The organism is Segatella paludivivens DSM 17968 = JCM 13650 (assembly GCF_000373185.1).
GTDB lineage: Bacteria > Bacteroidota > Bacteroidia > Bacteroidales > Bacteroidaceae > Prevotella > Prevotella paludivivens.
In genome coordinates this window covers 92,525-109,980 of the sequence record NZ_KB890630.1, presented here as the reverse complement: position 1 = coordinate 109,980, position 17,456 = coordinate 92,525, and the positions used below count along the sequence as shown (strand labels likewise).

At 34.5% G+C, this 17,456-nt stretch carries 15 protein-coding genes; 9 read left to right on the top strand and 6 right to left on the bottom strand.

Annotated elements, in window-relative coordinates; all coding sequences use genetic code 11:
- The first annotated feature begins 219 nt into the window (after positions 1 to 219).
- The 3 genes from B045_RS0103110 to B045_RS15750 all read left to right on the top strand — a co-directional run bounded on the left by B045_RS0103110 (position 220) and on the right by B045_RS15750 (position 1,492).
- Entirely contained in the window at positions 220 to 513 is a 294-nt protein-coding gene (locus B045_RS0103110; protein WP_018462814.1) for a hypothetical protein, read from the top strand.
- Positions 514 to 1,061: 548 nt separating this feature from the next.
- A complete protein-coding gene (locus tag B045_RS0103105; RefSeq protein ID WP_018462813.1) occupies positions 1,062 to 1,367 on the top strand; it encodes a hypothetical protein in 306 nt (101 codons plus the stop codon).
- On the top strand, positions 1,367 to 1,492 hold the full coding sequence (locus tag B045_RS15750) for a hypothetical protein (protein WP_018462812.1): 126 nt from the start codon (positions 1,367 to 1,369) through the stop codon (positions 1,490 to 1,492). Before B045_RS0103105 ends, B045_RS15750 begins: the two co-directional genes overlap by 1 nt.
- A gap of 100 nt (positions 1,493 to 1,592) precedes the next feature.
- On the opposite strand, the gene B045_RS0103095 is transcribed toward B045_RS15750, so the two are convergent.
- The 3 genes from B045_RS0103095 to B045_RS0103085 all read right to left on the bottom strand — a co-directional run bounded on the left by B045_RS0103095 (position 1,593) and on the right by B045_RS0103085 (position 4,927).
- Positions 1,593 to 1,979 carry a hypothetical protein gene (locus B045_RS0103095; protein ID WP_018462811.1) on the bottom strand — a complete coding sequence of 129 codons (387 nt, stop codon included), beginning with the start codon at positions 1,977 to 1,979 and terminating at the stop codon, positions 1,593 to 1,595.
- Positions 1,980 to 2,230: 251 nt separating this feature from the next.
- Complete coding sequence (locus tag B045_RS14195) at positions 2,231 to 2,617, bottom strand: HU family DNA-binding protein (RefSeq protein ID WP_018462810.1); 387 nt, start codon at positions 2,615 to 2,617, stop codon at positions 2,231 to 2,233.
- Positions 2,618 to 2,842: 225 nt separating this feature from the next.
- Positions 2,843 to 4,927, bottom strand: a complete 2,085-nt coding sequence (locus B045_RS0103085; RefSeq protein WP_018462809.1) for a VapE domain-containing protein — start codon at positions 4,925 to 4,927, stop codon at positions 2,843 to 2,845.
- Positions 4,928 to 6,543: 1,616 nt separating this feature from the next.
- On the opposite strand from B045_RS0103085, the gene B045_RS0103080 reads away from it, so the two are divergent.
- The 6 genes from B045_RS0103080 (at position 6,544) to B045_RS0103050 (ending at position 15,046) form a co-directional block, all read left to right on the top strand.
- Positions 6,544 to 7,464: an AAA family ATPase gene (locus tag B045_RS0103080; protein ID WP_018462808.1), complete on the top strand. Its 921-nt coding sequence runs from the start codon at positions 6,544 to 6,546 to the stop codon at positions 7,462 to 7,464.
- Positions 7,465 to 7,473: 9 nt separating this feature from the next.
- Entirely contained in the window at positions 7,474 to 8,403 is a 930-nt protein-coding gene (locus tag B045_RS0103075) for a DUF4435 domain-containing protein (protein WP_018462807.1), read from the top strand.
- A gap of 1,631 nt (positions 8,404 to 10,034) precedes the next feature.
- Positions 10,035 to 10,523, top strand: coding sequence for a GNAT family N-acetyltransferase (locus B045_RS0103065; RefSeq protein ID WP_018462805.1), 489 nt, complete (start codon positions 10,035 to 10,037; stop codon positions 10,521 to 10,523).
- A 737-nt stretch (positions 10,524 to 11,260) separates the two neighbouring features.
- Positions 11,261 to 13,477, top strand: a complete 2,217-nt coding sequence (locus B045_RS0103060) for a TonB-dependent receptor (protein WP_154650087.1) — start codon at positions 11,261 to 11,263, stop codon at positions 13,475 to 13,477.
- Positions 13,478 to 13,805: 328 nt separating this feature from the next.
- Positions 13,806 to 14,297, top strand: coding sequence for a dual specificity protein phosphatase family protein (locus B045_RS0103055; protein WP_018462803.1), 492 nt, complete (start codon positions 13,806 to 13,808; stop codon positions 14,295 to 14,297).
- A gap of 230 nt (positions 14,298 to 14,527) precedes the next feature.
- On the top strand, positions 14,528 to 15,046 hold the full coding sequence (locus B045_RS0103050) for a hypothetical protein (RefSeq protein WP_018462802.1): 519 nt from the start codon (positions 14,528 to 14,530) through the stop codon (positions 15,044 to 15,046).
- 163 nt (positions 15,047 to 15,209) lie between these two features.
- Here the strand turns inward: B045_RS0103050 and B045_RS0103045 are convergent, their stop codons facing one another.
- The 3 genes from B045_RS0103045 to B045_RS0103035 form a co-directional block, all read right to left on the bottom strand.
- On the bottom strand, positions 15,210 to 15,737 hold the full coding sequence (locus B045_RS0103045) for a hypothetical protein (protein WP_025883765.1): 528 nt from the start codon (positions 15,735 to 15,737) through the stop codon (positions 15,210 to 15,212).
- A complete protein-coding gene (locus tag B045_RS0103040; RefSeq protein WP_018462800.1) occupies positions 15,734 to 16,459 on the bottom strand; it encodes a hypothetical protein in 726 nt (241 codons plus the stop codon). Before B045_RS0103040 ends, B045_RS0103045 begins: the two co-directional genes overlap by 4 nt.
- A gap of 98 nt (positions 16,460 to 16,557) precedes the next feature.
- On the bottom strand, positions 16,558 to 17,169 hold the full coding sequence (locus B045_RS0103035; RefSeq protein WP_018462799.1) for a TetR/AcrR family transcriptional regulator: 612 nt from the start codon (positions 17,167 to 17,169) through the stop codon (positions 16,558 to 16,560).
- Positions 17,170 to 17,456: the final 287 nt, after the last annotated feature.

Here is a 17,456-nt window from a genome sequence, read left to right as displayed (position 1 = left end):
GTAATTGTTAATGATATACTTATAGATCTATTAGAGACACTTATAGCTAGAGCCACTTTTGATATTTAATTTTCGTGAATAACAATTTTTTAAATAAATATTATATTTGCAACATACTTAGTANTGCTAAATGAATATAGAAAATAATATGGAAGAGGAGAATCCTAGTCCGTAATTAATCTAAATCGCGTGCACAGGTTTAATCTAAATTTCAAGATTATGAAAAAAGTTTCTAAAATTAACTGCGAAAATCTTGCAGGTTTTGTTATGGAGTTTAAAGTGGTTTGGAACGGTGGTGAAAGTGGATGGAGCGCTCTATGTCAAATCTCAAAAACTGAATCATTTGATTTACATACTCTTAATATTCCTGCTGGTGATGAGGTCTGGATTAAAGCCCATGCCATACTAGGCAAGACAATAATTGCCGATGAGCATGTTATCTATGATCCAAATTCTAGTGAAATTGCACTTTATGAATTTACGGGGTCACCTTTGGTTTTGAAATTAAGTTGATTAACTAACCCCCTTTTTTAGGAGTGTTTACAATAGATTTCTCTAATGTGCACTTAGCAGCAAGTTTATTGTCAATACTCCTAATTAAATTTATTATGCTTCACTTTACTGAGTAAATATTAAGATGAGGTTTAGGATGTCACAGTGTTATTCTTTATGTGCGCAGTATTTTATAATATCAGTTTTAATTCTGTTTGTTGAAAGAATTAAAATTCAATATTTGTATTTAGATAAAGTTAAGATTTTACCCTTCTAAAATAGAACAGTTGGTAGATATTTCTCTGCACAGATTTATAGTAAACATTCGTGCAAAATTACTGTTTCGTTTTTATTATATCAGAGTTTGAATATATTATTTTATGAGAAAAAATAGTATAATTATATTTTTTTGTTTGCTTATATATGACTAATCATCAGGAAGTTACCAATATTATGTAAAATATAATCATGAATATCAATATGGTATTGTGTAATATTCAACAAGCATATAGCTTGTATAGGTGGTCAAAAAACCGTACCTTTGTATAATTAAAAACAAATAATACAAAATGAAAAAAGCAACGATTGCTAAGTTGGAAGCTTGGCTTGTGAAAAAACCTGATTATTATGATTCTCCTGATCCAGAACTATACGATTTCGTGAAGACAATGGTGGAAAACAAAGATTCGATAGAATTAGAAGAACTTACATTCTATATGCAGAAATGTCAACCGAAATGGACTGAACGTAAAATCGTTCCGTTGGCAGAATTGAGAAAAAGAGATATATGGCAGTTGACCGGATTGTACAAGTATATGAAAGATGGAATGTTTGATAGACCAGATGATTATGATGTCGGCTATATGATTCCATAATGGGATATATAATCAAAAACATAAATGAAATTAATGATGTGAAGACATCACACGGGGCTGGAATAAAGCACGGAATTAAGGCTTTCACTGATTGTAAACTGATAACAATTGGATGTGCTGTATAGACCATATATAACAGCCGATATTCTTTAAAGAAGAAACTGAATTTCTTTAAATAATAGCCTTTCACTAATAATGAAAGGCTATTATTTTTAGTTAGAGGTCTTACGGTCTTTCTTTAGCCCATAGCTCACCTTCTCCTTGACAGCCGCGTTGTAACCACATCTGATCTAGAGCGTGTGATAAATATAGACCTGTTTCTTTGCCTACGCATTCAAATGTAGCGTTTTCATTGCCTTTATCAACGCAAATCCATTCCTCTCCTTCACCTTGGATGCCATCTTGTAATAAAAGTTTTGCTAATGTGTGTGAGAGGTATTTACCTTTTTCTTTCCCAAGACATTCTAATGCAACTCTGCCTTTTGGCAATTCTATGATGTTGAAAACTTCACCAACACCTTGATTACCTGTTTGTAACCAAACTTCATTTTTTGCATGGCTCAAAAACTTTCCACTCTCGCCACCAAGAGCTTTTAATGCAAACTTAGACATATTTTAAGTTTTAGATTACTATACGAATGGGGTGTTTCCTCATTTATTGTTTTTCTATACCTATAGTCATATTGTACGTTGCAAATATAATAAAAAAAATGTAACGTGTTCTTTTTGTTGGAGCTGTTTCTGTAGAAAGAAGTAATTATAAACTCATCATACTATAATAGGCTTTTGATATATTATAGTTAAGATAGTTTTTATTTTCGTACGTAAGCTTCTCGTAAGATCTGCTCGAAGAACTAAAGCTTTTATCGAATTTCTATAGTGGCATTGTCTGTTAAACTATGTGTTAGCTTCCATGTAACTGCATCTCGCTTGGCTTCCTGGCGAAAATTGAGGTTGACACCTTTGATGTTTGATTTTTTGAAGTCGGCTGGATTTTCCACGGAGTCACTTGTTACTCTTATGTGAAAACTGCCGAAACCCTCTACTGTGACTTCTTCTCCATTAAGAAGGTGGTCGCGGATTACATCCATGAACTCTGTCAATACCAAAGTCACGTCGCTGCATGTGGCAGAGCAGTTCTTTTGTATCTCTTCGGCAATTTCTTTCATACCGACTTTACCAGTCTTTCTAGCTCTTGCGAAATATTTTTCGTCAGTTCTTGACTTCTCCAATGTGCATTGTATTGCCATAAAATTATTTTTTTTTAGATTAAAAAATTCAATATCCTACATGTTTTCGAGTAACGATTTGTTGTTCAGTTTGTTAGCTTATGTATGATAGTCTAAAAACATACATGAAATAGAGTAATAAGGGCCTTATTACTCTGCAAACCTACATACGCTGTTGAGTAATATGGGCCTTATCACTCAAAGGCGCAACGAAAAAGGTGATTCTATTTTCGTTGCGCTGGTTGATTATACCGTTACTATAACTTTGTATTTCATACCAACAGTTACTCTTCTTGCTTCAAATCCACGGTTAGACAACAGGCGTCCTAGATTTGCGAGTGTCTTGCGGTCGTAAGCTATCAACTTATAATATGTCTTTATGATGTTTATAATTTCAGGAAGAGACAATTCTTGTGGTGTCTCGCCAGGCTTCGGCACACGGAACAAACTGTCAATGATTGGTTCGATATCTGTTATTTCAACAAACGGTTTGTTATCTTCCATGATCTTCATATTCTCGTCGGAGTTGAAGAAATATCGTTCACCAGAAGCAATTTCTGCAACTAGTTGAGCATAGAGTTGATTGTATTCTACGGGAGTGGTGAAATCTATGTTGCCATTTACTTCAATACATAGATAACGACGGCTACCGGTTAGATCCTTTAGCGGTTTTACATTGTTGGTTGTTGCCACGAAACTGGCATAGCGTCGGCGATTGGAGATGCTTGCCTGATATGGCATTCGCATTCTAACCGTAGGAGTTGAAATAAGGTATTTCAAAAGCGGTTGCTTGCCAGAACTAACAGAATCAAACTCGTCGATATTTATCAATGCCGTATTGGTGAGGCCCATAAACATAGATGTGTCGTTCTTGAAGTTGATGCGGTCATTGTAAAATTCCTGAAGTTCAGGCGGCAGAATGATTGAGCAGAAAGAACTTTTTCCACATCCCTGAGTACCGATGAATAGTGGAACTATGGCATTTGCCTGTTTCTGAGTTCGTCCCATCCAATGGGCAACCATTGAAAGCATCCAAACATGGAAGTTATGTGTAAAATCGGCATTATCAGTTGGTATTCTTCTTGCAAACTCATCTACACGGTCTTTTCCATCCCATTTTGGAAGGTTAACAAGATAGTCGTTGATAGGGTCGTAAGAGGGTATGAGTGTAGAGTCAAGATAACGGTCAAGGTCTTTGTCCCATGATTCAAGTCCCATTTTCAATGCTTTCAGTGTCATGGTGTATCTATCTTCCTTTTCCATTGGTCGGAAAGAATATTCGTAGCCATCCTTATATCTGAATTCGTTTTTCCCAGAAATGATATTTTTGCGGAATTCATAGAAGGTATTCATAAATGCCTCTTGCTTAAATGCCATGAGTTGAACTTTTGAAAGATGCTTTTCTGGATAGAATTTTTCTATTTCCTTATGATATGCTTCCATGAAGATGTTTTCCACAAGAAGTTCATCACTACCGAACTCAGAGTTATACTTTGTGAGTTTGACACACATTCCCATTGGAAGTCCGGATTCGTGACAGTATTTAGCAAGGGTGTTGAGGAAATTGTGAACTTTGTATTCCTCATCATCAAGACGTATCTTATTGAGTGCATCCATGAAGCAATAATGAAAAAGCATCTGATTCGTCTGCAACTTTGTCCTTTCATTGAAGATCGGTAGTTCAATAGCTTTTTGTGGCATAACTAGCGGTTTGAGATTTGGCGTTAGTTCATTACCTGTTATCACCAGTGGTATTGCATCCTCATGAATAATTGCTTCGGGGTCTACAGACACGCAGCATGAGGATTCCAGCGTCGGTGGAATTTTGTCTATTGACATCTGCAGTTGAGTGCTATAGATATAATGCAGTTTACGGTAGGCTTCGGTGATGAAAGTCTGTTTGTCTTCATCGGGTAGTTTGCCATCAGGCATTGTTGCCCGACAAACTATTTTCACAGAGCAACCTGTTATTCCCACGAAAGTCATCAGTGTGTAAGGGATTTGTGCCGCCATGTCACGTGTTTTTTTAGCTTCATCTTCATCAGCAAGTCGATTAATCTCAAGGAGAATAAGTCCATTGAAGTTATCAATGACGGTTTGTCCTTCTGTCTTTTTCCATTCGGCGGTGAAACAAATGTTTCTAGCTTTTTTCACAGAATCAAGTTCGTTGAATTTTGGTCCATTGTGAAGGAATGTGAGTGGAAAATCCTCTCTTACCTTGTTTACTTCATCGGCATATTTGCCAGATGTAATGTTTTCGTAGATAGTCTTTAGTTCTATTCTTGTAAAGAATATTTCACCCTTTTCTTTTCGGGTTATTGATGTTTTCATTTTGTGAATTAATTATGTTTTCTGTTTTGTCGTAGAAATCGGTTGAGGACCATGTATGATTCATGTATGAAACATGTATGATATGCCTATATCATACATAAGTAAACGTGCTGATTATAAACGATTTAACCCTAGAATGTATGTTATGTATGTTTTTTCAAACATTTTTAGATTTTTCGTTTTCCAAGACCAGTTAGTGACGCAAAGGTAATAAATTTTTCATAACTATGCAAGTGTTCTGTTGAAAAATACAGGATTCGGACGTCGTAGAGAAAGACAGTTTGTAGTTGTTGTAGTTATTAGGGCTTTGTCTGCGTAAATCAGCGAGATCAGCGGGGCTTCTTTGTAGATAGCTTGAGTACTCTTGTGTGATTATTCTCCCGCAGATAGCGCAGATTACGCAGAGGAATACAGCAGAGCTGCATTATTTCGCAGAGAAAGATATATTGTAGTTCGTGTGGTTTTGGGGTTTTGTCTGTGTAAATTTGCGAGATACATTGGGGCTTCTTTGGTGATAGCTTGAGTACTCTTGTGTGAATATTCTCCCGCAGATAGCGCAGATCACGCAGAGGAATGCAGCAAGCTGCATTATTTCGCAGAGAAAGACAGTTTGTAGTTGTTGTAGTTATTAGGGCTTTGTCTGCGTAAATCAGCGAGATCAGCGGGGCTTCTTTGTTGATAGCTTGAGTACTCTTGTGTGAATATTCTCCCGCAGATAGCGCAGATTACGCAGAGGAATACAGCAAGCTGCATTATTTCGCAGAGAAAGACAGTTTGTAGTTGTTGTAGTTATTAGGGTTTTGTCTGCGTAAATCTGCGAGATCAGCGAGAGACATTGTGGTTTCTCTGTGATAGCTTGAGTACTCTTGCGTGATTATTTTCCCGCAGATAGCGCAGATTACGCAGAGGAATGCAGCAAAGCTGCATTATTTCGCAGAGAAAGATATTTTGTAGTTCGTGTGGTTTGGGGGTTCGTCTGCGTGAATCTGCGAGATCAGCGGGAGACATTGTGGTTTCCCTGTGATAGCTTGAGTACTCTTGCATGAAGATGACGCAGATGAATGGTGCTCGTGCAAGACTGGTTATATAATAAACGACCGTTCTCACGAAAATATCTTGCAAACGAATACAGAGTCAAGTTTACTTGGACTATGTTGAGTGCAGCTAGATATTGAAAGAATTTAAATATCTTGCAAACGAATACAGAGTCAAGTTTACTTGAACTATGTTGAGTGCAGCTAGGTATTGAAAGAATTTAAATATCTTGCAAACGAATACAGAGTCACGTTTACTTGAACTATGTTGAGTGTAGCTAGATATTGAAAGAATTTAAATATCTTGCAAACGAATACAGAGTCAAGTTTACTTTAACTATATTGAGTGCAGCTAGATATTCATATAATAAATTAAGGAGACAAAGGAAATAAACAACGCTCAACGTTTTAAAAGTGTGCATGAAAACACACATTCCTAATGATAATTTATCGTGAAGAGTAGGCATCTTTTTGTAATCGGATAATAAATATTCTAATGAAATATTGATTATGATAAGTTTTTTGATTACATTTGTAATCTGAAAATAAAATTATTTATTACTATATAATGAGTTATAAATTATGAAGATAAAAGAACTTATGATAGAAGGACTTTTCGATGAATATGATTTTCATTGGAATTTGAATGCTAATACTGCCCACGATGTGAATATCTTGGCAGGACGGAATGGTTCTTTTAAATCTACAATATTGGACACTATATATACTCATATAAAAGAAACAGAATCTATTGATAAAAATAAGCATATTTCAAGCCTTCGTATTAACTTTACAGATGGCTATAAATATACATATTCGAGAGAGGATGGAAATTATATAGTATCTAATAATGTTACCAAAAAGGATAAGCCTGTCCCTATAATTGTACATGAGTATGTTGCAACAAAGGATGATATAGAGCTAGGTAATGATGATTTCAGAGATCTTGTGCTTATAGATAAAATAGCGACATTTGACAGAATGGCGAATGGAAATTTGCTTGATCTGAAGCTTGATAAACTTGTAAGTGGATATGGACATTATCTTTATAATCTATCTGTAGAAATAACAAAAACGATACAGGAAGAAAATAAAATTGATTTAGAGAGACTGAGTAAAATTAATAAAGCTAAGGATCTTTTTGTGAAAATAATAAATGAAGCTTTTTCGTTCTCAGGAAAACAAATAAATGAGAAATCTAATGAGTTGGAATTTATTACAAATAAGGAGAAGAAAATAGGTGTAAAACAATTGTCTTCTGGAGAAAAGCAATATCTTATTATAATGCTTACTGTACTGTTAGAAGTCAATAAGGAATATATCTTATTAATGGATGAACCAGAGATCTCTTTAAATATTGAGTGGCAAGAGACTCTTTTGGAAAATATAGAAAAACTTAATCCAAATTGTCAGATAATTATGACTACTCATTCTCCTGGTATATTGCTTAATGGATGGGGACAAATGGTTACAGAAATGGATAAGATAACGACTAGTAAATAATCTGTTTTGATGGAATTAAAAGAATATATAACTAAAGATTATATTTATAATACAAAATACTTCAGAGAACAGAATACTCTAATACCAGTAAAAGTCCTTGTCGAAGGTGATGATGATATCGAATTTTGGAAAAGAATACTTTCCAAATATAACAAATATAATTTTAGTATTGCAACTAACAAAGTAATAGATAGTAAAGGCGCAACTACTACGCATAATGGGAAGGATGCTTTGATGAAATGGGCTTCTCAATTATGCGAGAATTTTATTATATGTGTGGATGCTGATTATGATTTGGTAATAGATAATTATCATGTATACACCAATACACTACGTGATGATAAATATATTATAAACACGGTTTATTACTCTATTGAAAATGTATTGTGTCATCCTGATAATCTTTCAAAAATAGAAAAAGAATTAACCAAGAATGATTCCTCTTTCGATTATCAGAATTTCTTAGAGCAGTTGTCTTTTTCGATATATGATTTGTTGCTTTTATTTGTAGCGGCAAAAAACGAATCCATTATAAGCAATACATGTTCTGATTTTACTATCATGGATTTTAAAAGGGTCGTGAATTCGCTTAAATTCCGCAATAATACTTATAGTGAAGATTTTACATCATTCTCTGATGAATATCATAATGATAATACTTTAAAGCCTCTTTTCGACAAATATGAAAAAGCTATGAAGGCTGCTGATATTGTTTTCTGTAGATATAATTGTAATGATCAAGATGCTTACAAGTTAATGCAGGGACATTTCTTATTTGATCGAACGATATCTAGTGTAATGCATTCTATCTGTTCATCAATCATAATTGAAAGCAAGTTAAAGATAAAGAATTTATTTTATAATTGTGCAACTTTTGATGATACAATGATTCCTGATTTACTTGAGAAGCAACTGAATGATATTTATATCGTGTCATAATCCAGAGATGTCGAATTTTCCAGAATAACAAAGTTATAACGCTTTCGAAAACACACATAAATAAGTACTGAAAAATTACAAATAAGTCGCATAAGTGGTTTCTTTGTAGATAGCTTGAGTACTCTTGTGTGAATATTCTCCCGCAGATAGCGCAGATTACGCAGAGGAATACAGCAGAGCTGCATTATTTCGCAGAGAATTTCGTTTGGATTATTGGATTTATTGGGGGGCGCCTGCGTAAATCAGCGAGATACATTGGGATACTTTCTTTGGTGATTGATTGAGTACTCTTGCGTGAATATTCTCCCGCAGATTACGCAGATCACGCAGAGGAATGCAGCAAGCTGCATTATTTCGCAGAGAAAGATATTTTGTAGTTCGTGTGGTTTTTGGGTTTTATCTGCGTAAATTTGCGAGATACATTGGGGCTTCTTTGTTGATAGCTTGAGTACTCTTGCGTGAATTTTCTCCCGCAGATTACGCAGATCACGCAGAGGAATACAGCTTAGCTGTATTATTTCGCAGAGAAAGATATGTTGTAGTTCGTGTGGTTTTGGGGTTTTGTCTGTGTAAATTTGCGAGATACATTGGGGCTTCTTTGGTGATAGCTTGAGTACTCTTGTGTGAATATTCTCCCGCAGATGGCGCAGATCACGCAGAGGAATACAGCTTAGCTGTATTATTTCGCAGAGAAAGACAGCTTGTAGTTGTTGTAGTTATTAGGGTTTTGTCTGCGTAAATCAGCGAGATCAGCGGGAGACATTGTGGTTTCCCTGTGATAGCTTGAGTACTCTTGCATGAATATTCTCTCGCAGATACCGCAGAGGACGCAGAGGAATGCAGCAAGCTGCATTATTTCGCAGAGAATTTCGTTTGGATTATTGGATTTATGGGGGGGCGGTTATCAGCGTGATCAGCGAGAGACACATATTGATTTGATAAGTCAAATAGAAGAATTCTTTATTACTCAATATGAATACTTTGAATAGAAGTTGCTAACATATCAGAAAATCATTTTATAGTATTTCTTTTCCGATTACGCTAAAACTCAACCCTACAGGTATACTATGTCTATTACCATTTGTATAGTCTCTAACAAGATTATGTTTCATATATAGTGGGAAAGAGATATGTCCGTCACTTTTTTCATCTACTAGTCGTAAACTTATGTAATATTTTTGCCCTTTTTTCTAGTCCTATATCTGCATAGGCTATTGGGAGTCCTGTTTTGTTGACGACTTTGCCTTCTATTGTCATTTGTCCATATGATAATAGACAAAACATAGCAAGAAAAGAATAAATGACATAATTTTATAAACTTACGAAGAAGTATCATAAATTATCTCAGGAATATTTTGGAGGTTCACAAAATGTTGTATAACTTTGTCTAATGATGAGAAGTAACACCTTCCCAAGGAGCTTCGGTCAAGGCTGCATGTTTGTAGCCTTAGTACAGAATATAATTTGTGGAATAGAATGAGCACATATATATTGCTATTGTCAAAATAAGCTAAAGTTGTATTTTATGGTTGATATATATTCACTTCTGGTAGAAGAAAGTAACGACGTCAGATATTCAAGTCCCAAATGTTGAATGCGAAAAGACTGTTATAAACTAAAAATATTTATTTATGGAAATAATAAAAGCAGGAATAAATGATTTGATACAAATCTCAAAGATGTACAGAGATGCTATAGATAACCTGAATCGTATAGGCATCTATCAGTGGGATGAGATTTATCCGAATGAGCTTACTTTAAAAGAAGATATAGAAAAACGAGAACTCCATAAAATAATAAGCGAAGATCATTTACTTGGCGCAGTTGTCATTAATCAGGAGACGGATGAGGAATATGCCAACGGACACTTTGAAGATGACAACTATGCTGTAGTCCACAGGTTGTGCGTTGCTCATGAATATCAAAATCAAAAAATAGGATACCATGCTATGATGTTGATAGAAAGTCTATTAAAAGAACAGGGGTTCTGTTCGATAAGACTAGACGCATTTTCTGAAAATCCATTTTCATTAAAAATGTATGAAAAACTAGGATATAGGAAAGTTGGAAATGCACAATGGAGAAAAGGATTATTTTATTTATTTGAAAAGAAATTATAACTAGGAAATAGTATTAGTGCTATATAAGTTGAGTGGCATCTATTTATTAAACAAAGGTGAATTTGTAATGCTTGTAAAGGTGTTAGAACAATAGCTGCAAACGGTGCTCTGAAAGGGATATCGGTAGAGAATTCTGATGCAGAGACAATACAATGGATTTTTTGTATTATGATTGAAAGACAATATCGTATAACGTTTATAAAAAAATGTCTCAATAGTCTTATCCGTGTTTAAAATGTGTTATCGTAGTTTAAAAGGATAGCGGATAAGATAGATTAAATTCATTTTTATATACATTTGTATGTCTTAAACTGTAATCTAAATTGGGGCATTTAAATACCATTTATGAATGATTGCACAGAATGATGGTGATTAAATTAAATCGCCGTAATTTTAAAACTAAAAACAATGGAAATAAAATCACTAAAAGCTAAGCTTTGTATGCTTAGTGGCATGAAAAGAATGTTGTCTGCAGAAGAAAGGTCAAAGACGGTAACATCGCCTTGTGCATACAGTTAAATCTTAAAACATTTGATTTAGCGGGTATCATAAAAAATGATTAAAAAGCGCAATGAAAATCTAGACTGTGATATACAAATATTATCTAATCCAATTAGATTTTCTACGACTTGAGATAGAAGGAACAAATTAAAGGTATATTGTTTCGTGCCTTCTATTCAAATTAATGATTTAACTAAATTATGCTATTGAATATATTAAAGAAATATTTTGCATTCATGATTTTGACGCTAATGGCTATCAATGCGCATGCTCAGCAAAGTATACCAATTTCTGGACGTGTTCTGGATGCAGAGACTCGTCGTCCTGTTGAATTCGTGAATGTCTCTTTGTTAGGTCCTGATTCTACATTTCTGGGAGGTGTGGTGACAGATTCTCTTGGAAATTTTTCTCTATCACAGGATAATTATAAATCTGGAGAGAAGTACATCTTGAAAATTACTCATATTTGCTATTTCAAACAGATTCTAACTACAGGACCAACTGACAATATATGTATAATGCTTCAGCCTAATGGCTATAATCTTTCGCAGGTTAATGTCAGGGCTATGAGAACCAAAGTGAAAAATCGTCAGAATCTGGAATATCTGGTCACAGATGAAATGAGGAAAAAGTGTGATTTGACTTCCGAAATTCTCGAAAGAATACCTTCTGTTTTTGTGGATGTAAATAGTAATGTTTATGTCAAAGGAAGTAGTAATGTTTTAATCTTGAAGGATGGCGTGAAAATTTCGCATCAGAGTCTACTTGATCTCATACCTTCTGGCTCTGTACAAAAAGTTATTGTCAGTTATCATGTACCGAGTCGGTATGCCAGTGAAGATTATACTGCGGTTATAAATCTTATTACCAAGAGAATAGATGGAATAACATTGCAGTTTAAACCTAAAGTATCTTTTGATAAGTCATGGTATGATTCCAAACTGAATATGAATCTGGAAAAAGGTAAAAGTTCCTTTCTTCTTTATTATCAGTTTAATTATAGGAATTTTGCAGAACATGAAACTACTGATATTTCAAAAGTGGGTAGAGCGACAGATTCAATTTCTCATATTAAGGTAGATCCCTATAAATTCAATAATAATGAATTCTTTGCCGGCTACACCTATCATCCGTCAACAAAAGTTCAAATAGGAGCAGAGGGTTACTGGGATATCTTTAGAGAAAGTAAGAATAAAAAATATGAAGATGTGTCTATGCCAAATTATGATTTTTATCATGAACATTATAATACCCAGAATTATAAGGCGTATGCAACCTATACTGACTCTGTGAACACGATGCAACTTGATGTGAGCTATAATAATGAAGATGTAGATGATTGGGATCATTATTTTCAGCCGATTAGCACTATTTATCAGAAAGCTTTGAAGGAAACTTACAAGTCTAATTTTGACTGTGTTACCCATTTTAACAAGAACTTAGAGCTCAATTCTGGCATAAAGTATTACTATGTCAGAAATAATGGAAGATATGGATATGGCGATAACATAAGTTCGGATAAATATGATGGCAATTCATTTTCAGCTTACAGTGAAGCGAGTATTAATTTTAGTGAAGCTCTTTCTCTGAATGCTGGTATCAGTCTTTATAATTACCGCCGTTTATTTCAGAATGGAATAAAAGTAAAAAGCTTTAACTTGTATCCTAAAGCTGTGCTGACTTATTCATGGAAAGAAAACAATCTCGTTCTTGGTTATTCTTCAAACATTTATGAACCAACTCTTTGGGAGCTGCTACCTTTTTTGAGAGAAGAAAGACCTAATATGTATTCCAAGGGAACACCAACATTGAAACCTGAGAAAAATAGTAAATTGTCTCTAGAATATAGTTATTCCAGAGGAAATTCCTATTTATCATTTTCTCCTTATTATAAAGAGTCTAGAAACATGATCGAATCAGAAGCCAGTTCTTATCAGAATGGTTCGCTGATAGATTATTTTAACTTGAAGAAGTATCATGAAGAGGGAATAGAGTGTACTTATTCTAATGATCTCTTTGGGTGGTGGACGATACAGTTGAACGCTAACGAATCAAGGCAGAGTATTCCTGATAATATTTATTATCGTAAGGACCGGTATTGTTTCAATGCTCAAATTGTGAATTTTTGGACTTTATCATCAAGATGGGCTTTCTTGGTGCAGTATGTATATAATGGGAAGAGTCTTGCCTATAACGGTTTCACGAAATCTACCGATACCAGTCTGGCACAGTTGACTTATAAAGTAAATCATTATCTGAAGTTAAACCTCTTATTTGTACAACCTTTTGAGAGGAGAGAAGATAAAACTTGTCTTTATTATAAGGATGGATCTGTAAAAACCTGGAGGGTCGAAGATGTTCATCGTATCCTGCTAACCTGCACCTTTAACTTTAGTAAAGGCAAAAAATCAGAAAAGAAGGATGTTTATCAAAATGTTGACCAAAAGTTTTAAAAGATTGCAATGAAAACACACCTAAAGGTGTACCGAAAAAATTACAAGAAAGTTTTCGTTAAGTCATGAGCAGAGCAAGCTTGTTTACTTTGCCATGGCGAGAGAACTTCTTTGAAGAAGAAGTTGCTTTGTTATGAATATAAACTCTTTGGAGATCGCCTTTTCTGTTGAATCTCGTCGCCGAAATCTATATTTCTGTAATTAATTGTTTCAACGTATTGTTATATTTTGTATATTTGCGAGGTGCATTCATAATAGTGTGATGTAAAGACCTTATAATGAGGTGCATTCATAATAGTGTGATGTAAAGACCTTATAATAGTGTGGTATGATGAAAGAAATAGTACATAATCTTTATATTGGCTCACAAGATGATTATGAACAGATTGTTAAATATGAAGATGGATGGTTTGTTGTTCACGCTTGTAAAGAACCTTATCACCGAGAGGCGTTAGGATATAGTGGCAAAGGTGCTCCGAAAGAGAGTCCTGAGTATTTCTTTGCTTATAGGGCAAATAGACTTATTTTAAATCTAGTTGACGCTCCAAATCCTCAATATATTCCAAAACAAATTATTGATGAAGCTATTGACTTTATTGATAAGCATATAAGTGAATCTAAAATATTCGTGCATTGCAACCAAGGACTGTCACGTTCTGCCGTAATAGGTTTACTTTATCTTCATCATATTGGAATAATTTCAGTGAATGATTTTTGTGAAGCCGAGAAAGAATATTTAAATTATTACCCTTTGTATCAGCCTGGCGATGGAATGAGAATGTTCGCTGCTGAGAATTGGGATAAATACGGTAGTCTATGATAAAAACAGTTTATTTCTTTTTAATGTATGAACTGTTGTTTATAAATATTTTATTAAAAATCTAATTACATAATAATATGGAACTGTATATATCAATAATAGGTGCAATAGTAGCTATTGGCGTTGCTATTTTAGGATCTATTTTAACTAACGGTAATAACTCTCAATATTGACTACAAATTAAATATAACATAAAAAAAACGATTTATGAACTCTAAAAAAACTATTTTTTGCCTGTAATAACGGCAATTCTTCTTGTATTATCATCATGTAGTGACGAGAGTAATTCAGACATAATTTATGATATCGCACCTGTTTATTTTAATATTGAGGTAATTAATAAAGAGGGATATAACATGCTGGACTCTAAAGGACCGGGGTATAATCCTGATTTTATTGCCAACACTAGTATTACAATCCAGTCAAAAACTTACAAGTTAGGCGTGAATGCCAATACAGTACTTAAACCAAGTACTCGTGCTTATTATGCACCTTTTAAGGGTATGATGATTGCGGTTGACAATGGTAAGACTTATGCTGTAATAGGTCCATTCATGGGAGACTATAACTGGGATAATGAGAAAGTAATCATTAATTGGGGAGATAATAGTACAGACATTCTGACGTTCTCTTCATTTGTTCATTACAAAAAAAGTGGAGAACCTTACTTTGACAGATCTTATAATTTGAACAACTCAGGTTCTTCAACTACATTTGACACGGAAGGCGCTATTACTCTTGTAAAATAATAGAATAAGATCTTTTCAAGAAGTAAGTCTATCTTTTCAATGAGATAAAAGTAACCCGTTGGTGTAATTAAATGAATGTGCATTTAATTCCGTCAACGGGTTAGATTATTGATAATGATTATCAATTCTTATTATGAACAATATCTTGAGCGGGGAAACAATCCTAGAATGTCATTCCCACTTTTAAAGCGATGGAACCATGGCTGAGGCTTTCTTGATATTCAGCCTTCATATATTGATTCTCAAATTGCTTCAGTCTTTCAAATTCCTGAAGTTCGTAACCAACAGCAAATAATACCTTATTCTTTTTGAAGGCCGACCATTCAACACCAATTGTTGGACTGAAATAAAAACCACCGTTGGTATTCTTTTGTGGTGCAAAACTATATCCGCATCCACATTCTGCATACGGAGTAAATTTGCGAGGTGATGAAAGTTTGTATTTCACATCTGCATATAGAGGAATCAAAGTTTTCTCGTATACAGAAACACCTGTGCCCACACCTGCCGAAAATCTGTTGCTGATGTTATAATAACCTATTGCATGAATAGTGATAGGAGTACGGTCGGGAGTACTCATCGCAAGTCCTGTTCCTAGATATCCAGAGAATGAAATCTTGCATTCTTCTTGGGCATTGACAGTCATAATGCCTGTTAGCATGATGCTAAGGAGTAGAATTATTTTTTTCATTGTACGGTTACTGTTATTTGTTTTACAATTTTAAGCGCTGTTGTGATTCCGCTCATATCTTTATATATCGTTCCTGAAGTTCCGTCAGGACTACTATGCCCAATCAATTGTGCATTAAACGTTTTCTGCCCTGTGGTTAAATCCACCATTGCCTCATAGACAAGTGCCGGCTGTCCGCTGCCTTCTTTTCCTCCAGAATAGTTGGCGTCACCCTCTTTAGCACTCTTTGGATAGCTGTCGTTAAAGTCGATAGAGTGGTTGAGTTCTACCTTGACAATGAATTTCTTAAGATTACTGTTTGGTGTAATCTTCACGTCAAACCCTTTATGGGGTGTAGCTCCAGACATCGCATCCGTAAGCGGTTGATCTTTTGTTGGGAGATACAAACCGTCGGCATATTTCACGCCTCTTGCATAACACCAACATGGCAGCGCTTCTTTTCGGCGGTTGCCTTTCGCATTTTGCCATGCCTGATGAGCAATCTTGTAAGACGCATATATGGTTGTGAGGTAGTTGCCATTAGTGTCTTCGAGCCATATTGCCACCTGTGGTGGATTTTTCTTGTTAATGCCAAGAAATAGGGGAAAATCATGAAGCCATTCGTCACCCTCTACAATCTTTACCTTAATGTCGCCCTGACTATATTCTACTAAGTCTTTGTTGCACGACCAGAAACTGCTTATCAATAGCAGTAAACTAGAAATTAATACCATCTTTTTCATATCAATGTTTAATTGTTATTTGTTTTGTTACCATTTGGGAACATCCACGAACGCAAAAGTCCCAAGTCTGTTTTAATACTAAAAAAAGAATTTGATTTTTATTTAAGTGAATTAAAAGTATTGTCAATGATCATGTCTATTGCATCTGTAATCTGTTTCCATCCAGTTTCCTGATCAATTCTAATACCATTATATACATTGCAATTATTTTCAAGCATAGCTAAATATGTTATTGATGATGTTATTATCGTAGCTATTGCTGCAAGACTCTTTGGTTGGCACATCATTATTTCAGATATGTTAGCAATGATTTCATTACCAGCTACTTCGCGTTGTCGTCTCACCACTTCAATAATATTATTATTGCTTGATAGTTCCCAGCGATATAAGCGTCTGAGCACAGAGTTAGTTCTTAATTGCATTACCATTTTATGAAATACGCTTTTAAGAAAAGCAGGTATACCTTCTTTTTCCGGAAACTTATTTGGGAAGTTAAGCCAAAAATCGTTCTTACGTATGTAGGCAGTAAGGAGTCCGTCAATAGAACCAAAGTAGCGATAAATCAATATCTTTGATACTCCAGATTTAGCGGCAACAGCATTGATACCGATTTTTTCGAATCCGTTTTCTTCAATCATCTGTCCGATAGCCACAATCAATTTGTTTTCTGTAGCCTCTCTATCACGTTCTGTATTTGCTGTTTTATTCATATAAATCGTTATGTTACCAATCGGGAACAAAAGTAGTTTGTTTTAATGTAACTTCCAAATAACTCTCAAGAAATTTATATTTTATTATAGATCTAAGTTTATCACGAACTCATGATAGATAAGATTAACATTCACCATAGATAAAATAAATCAAATATATTTTGATTTGTATTTAACTTGCACTATCTTTACCGCCAGTTAACATAGACTGCATTAGGAAAAACCAAAATTAAACCAAGTTTTATTTTTGTATTTCGACTCATTTGCACTATCGTCGTAGAAGATCT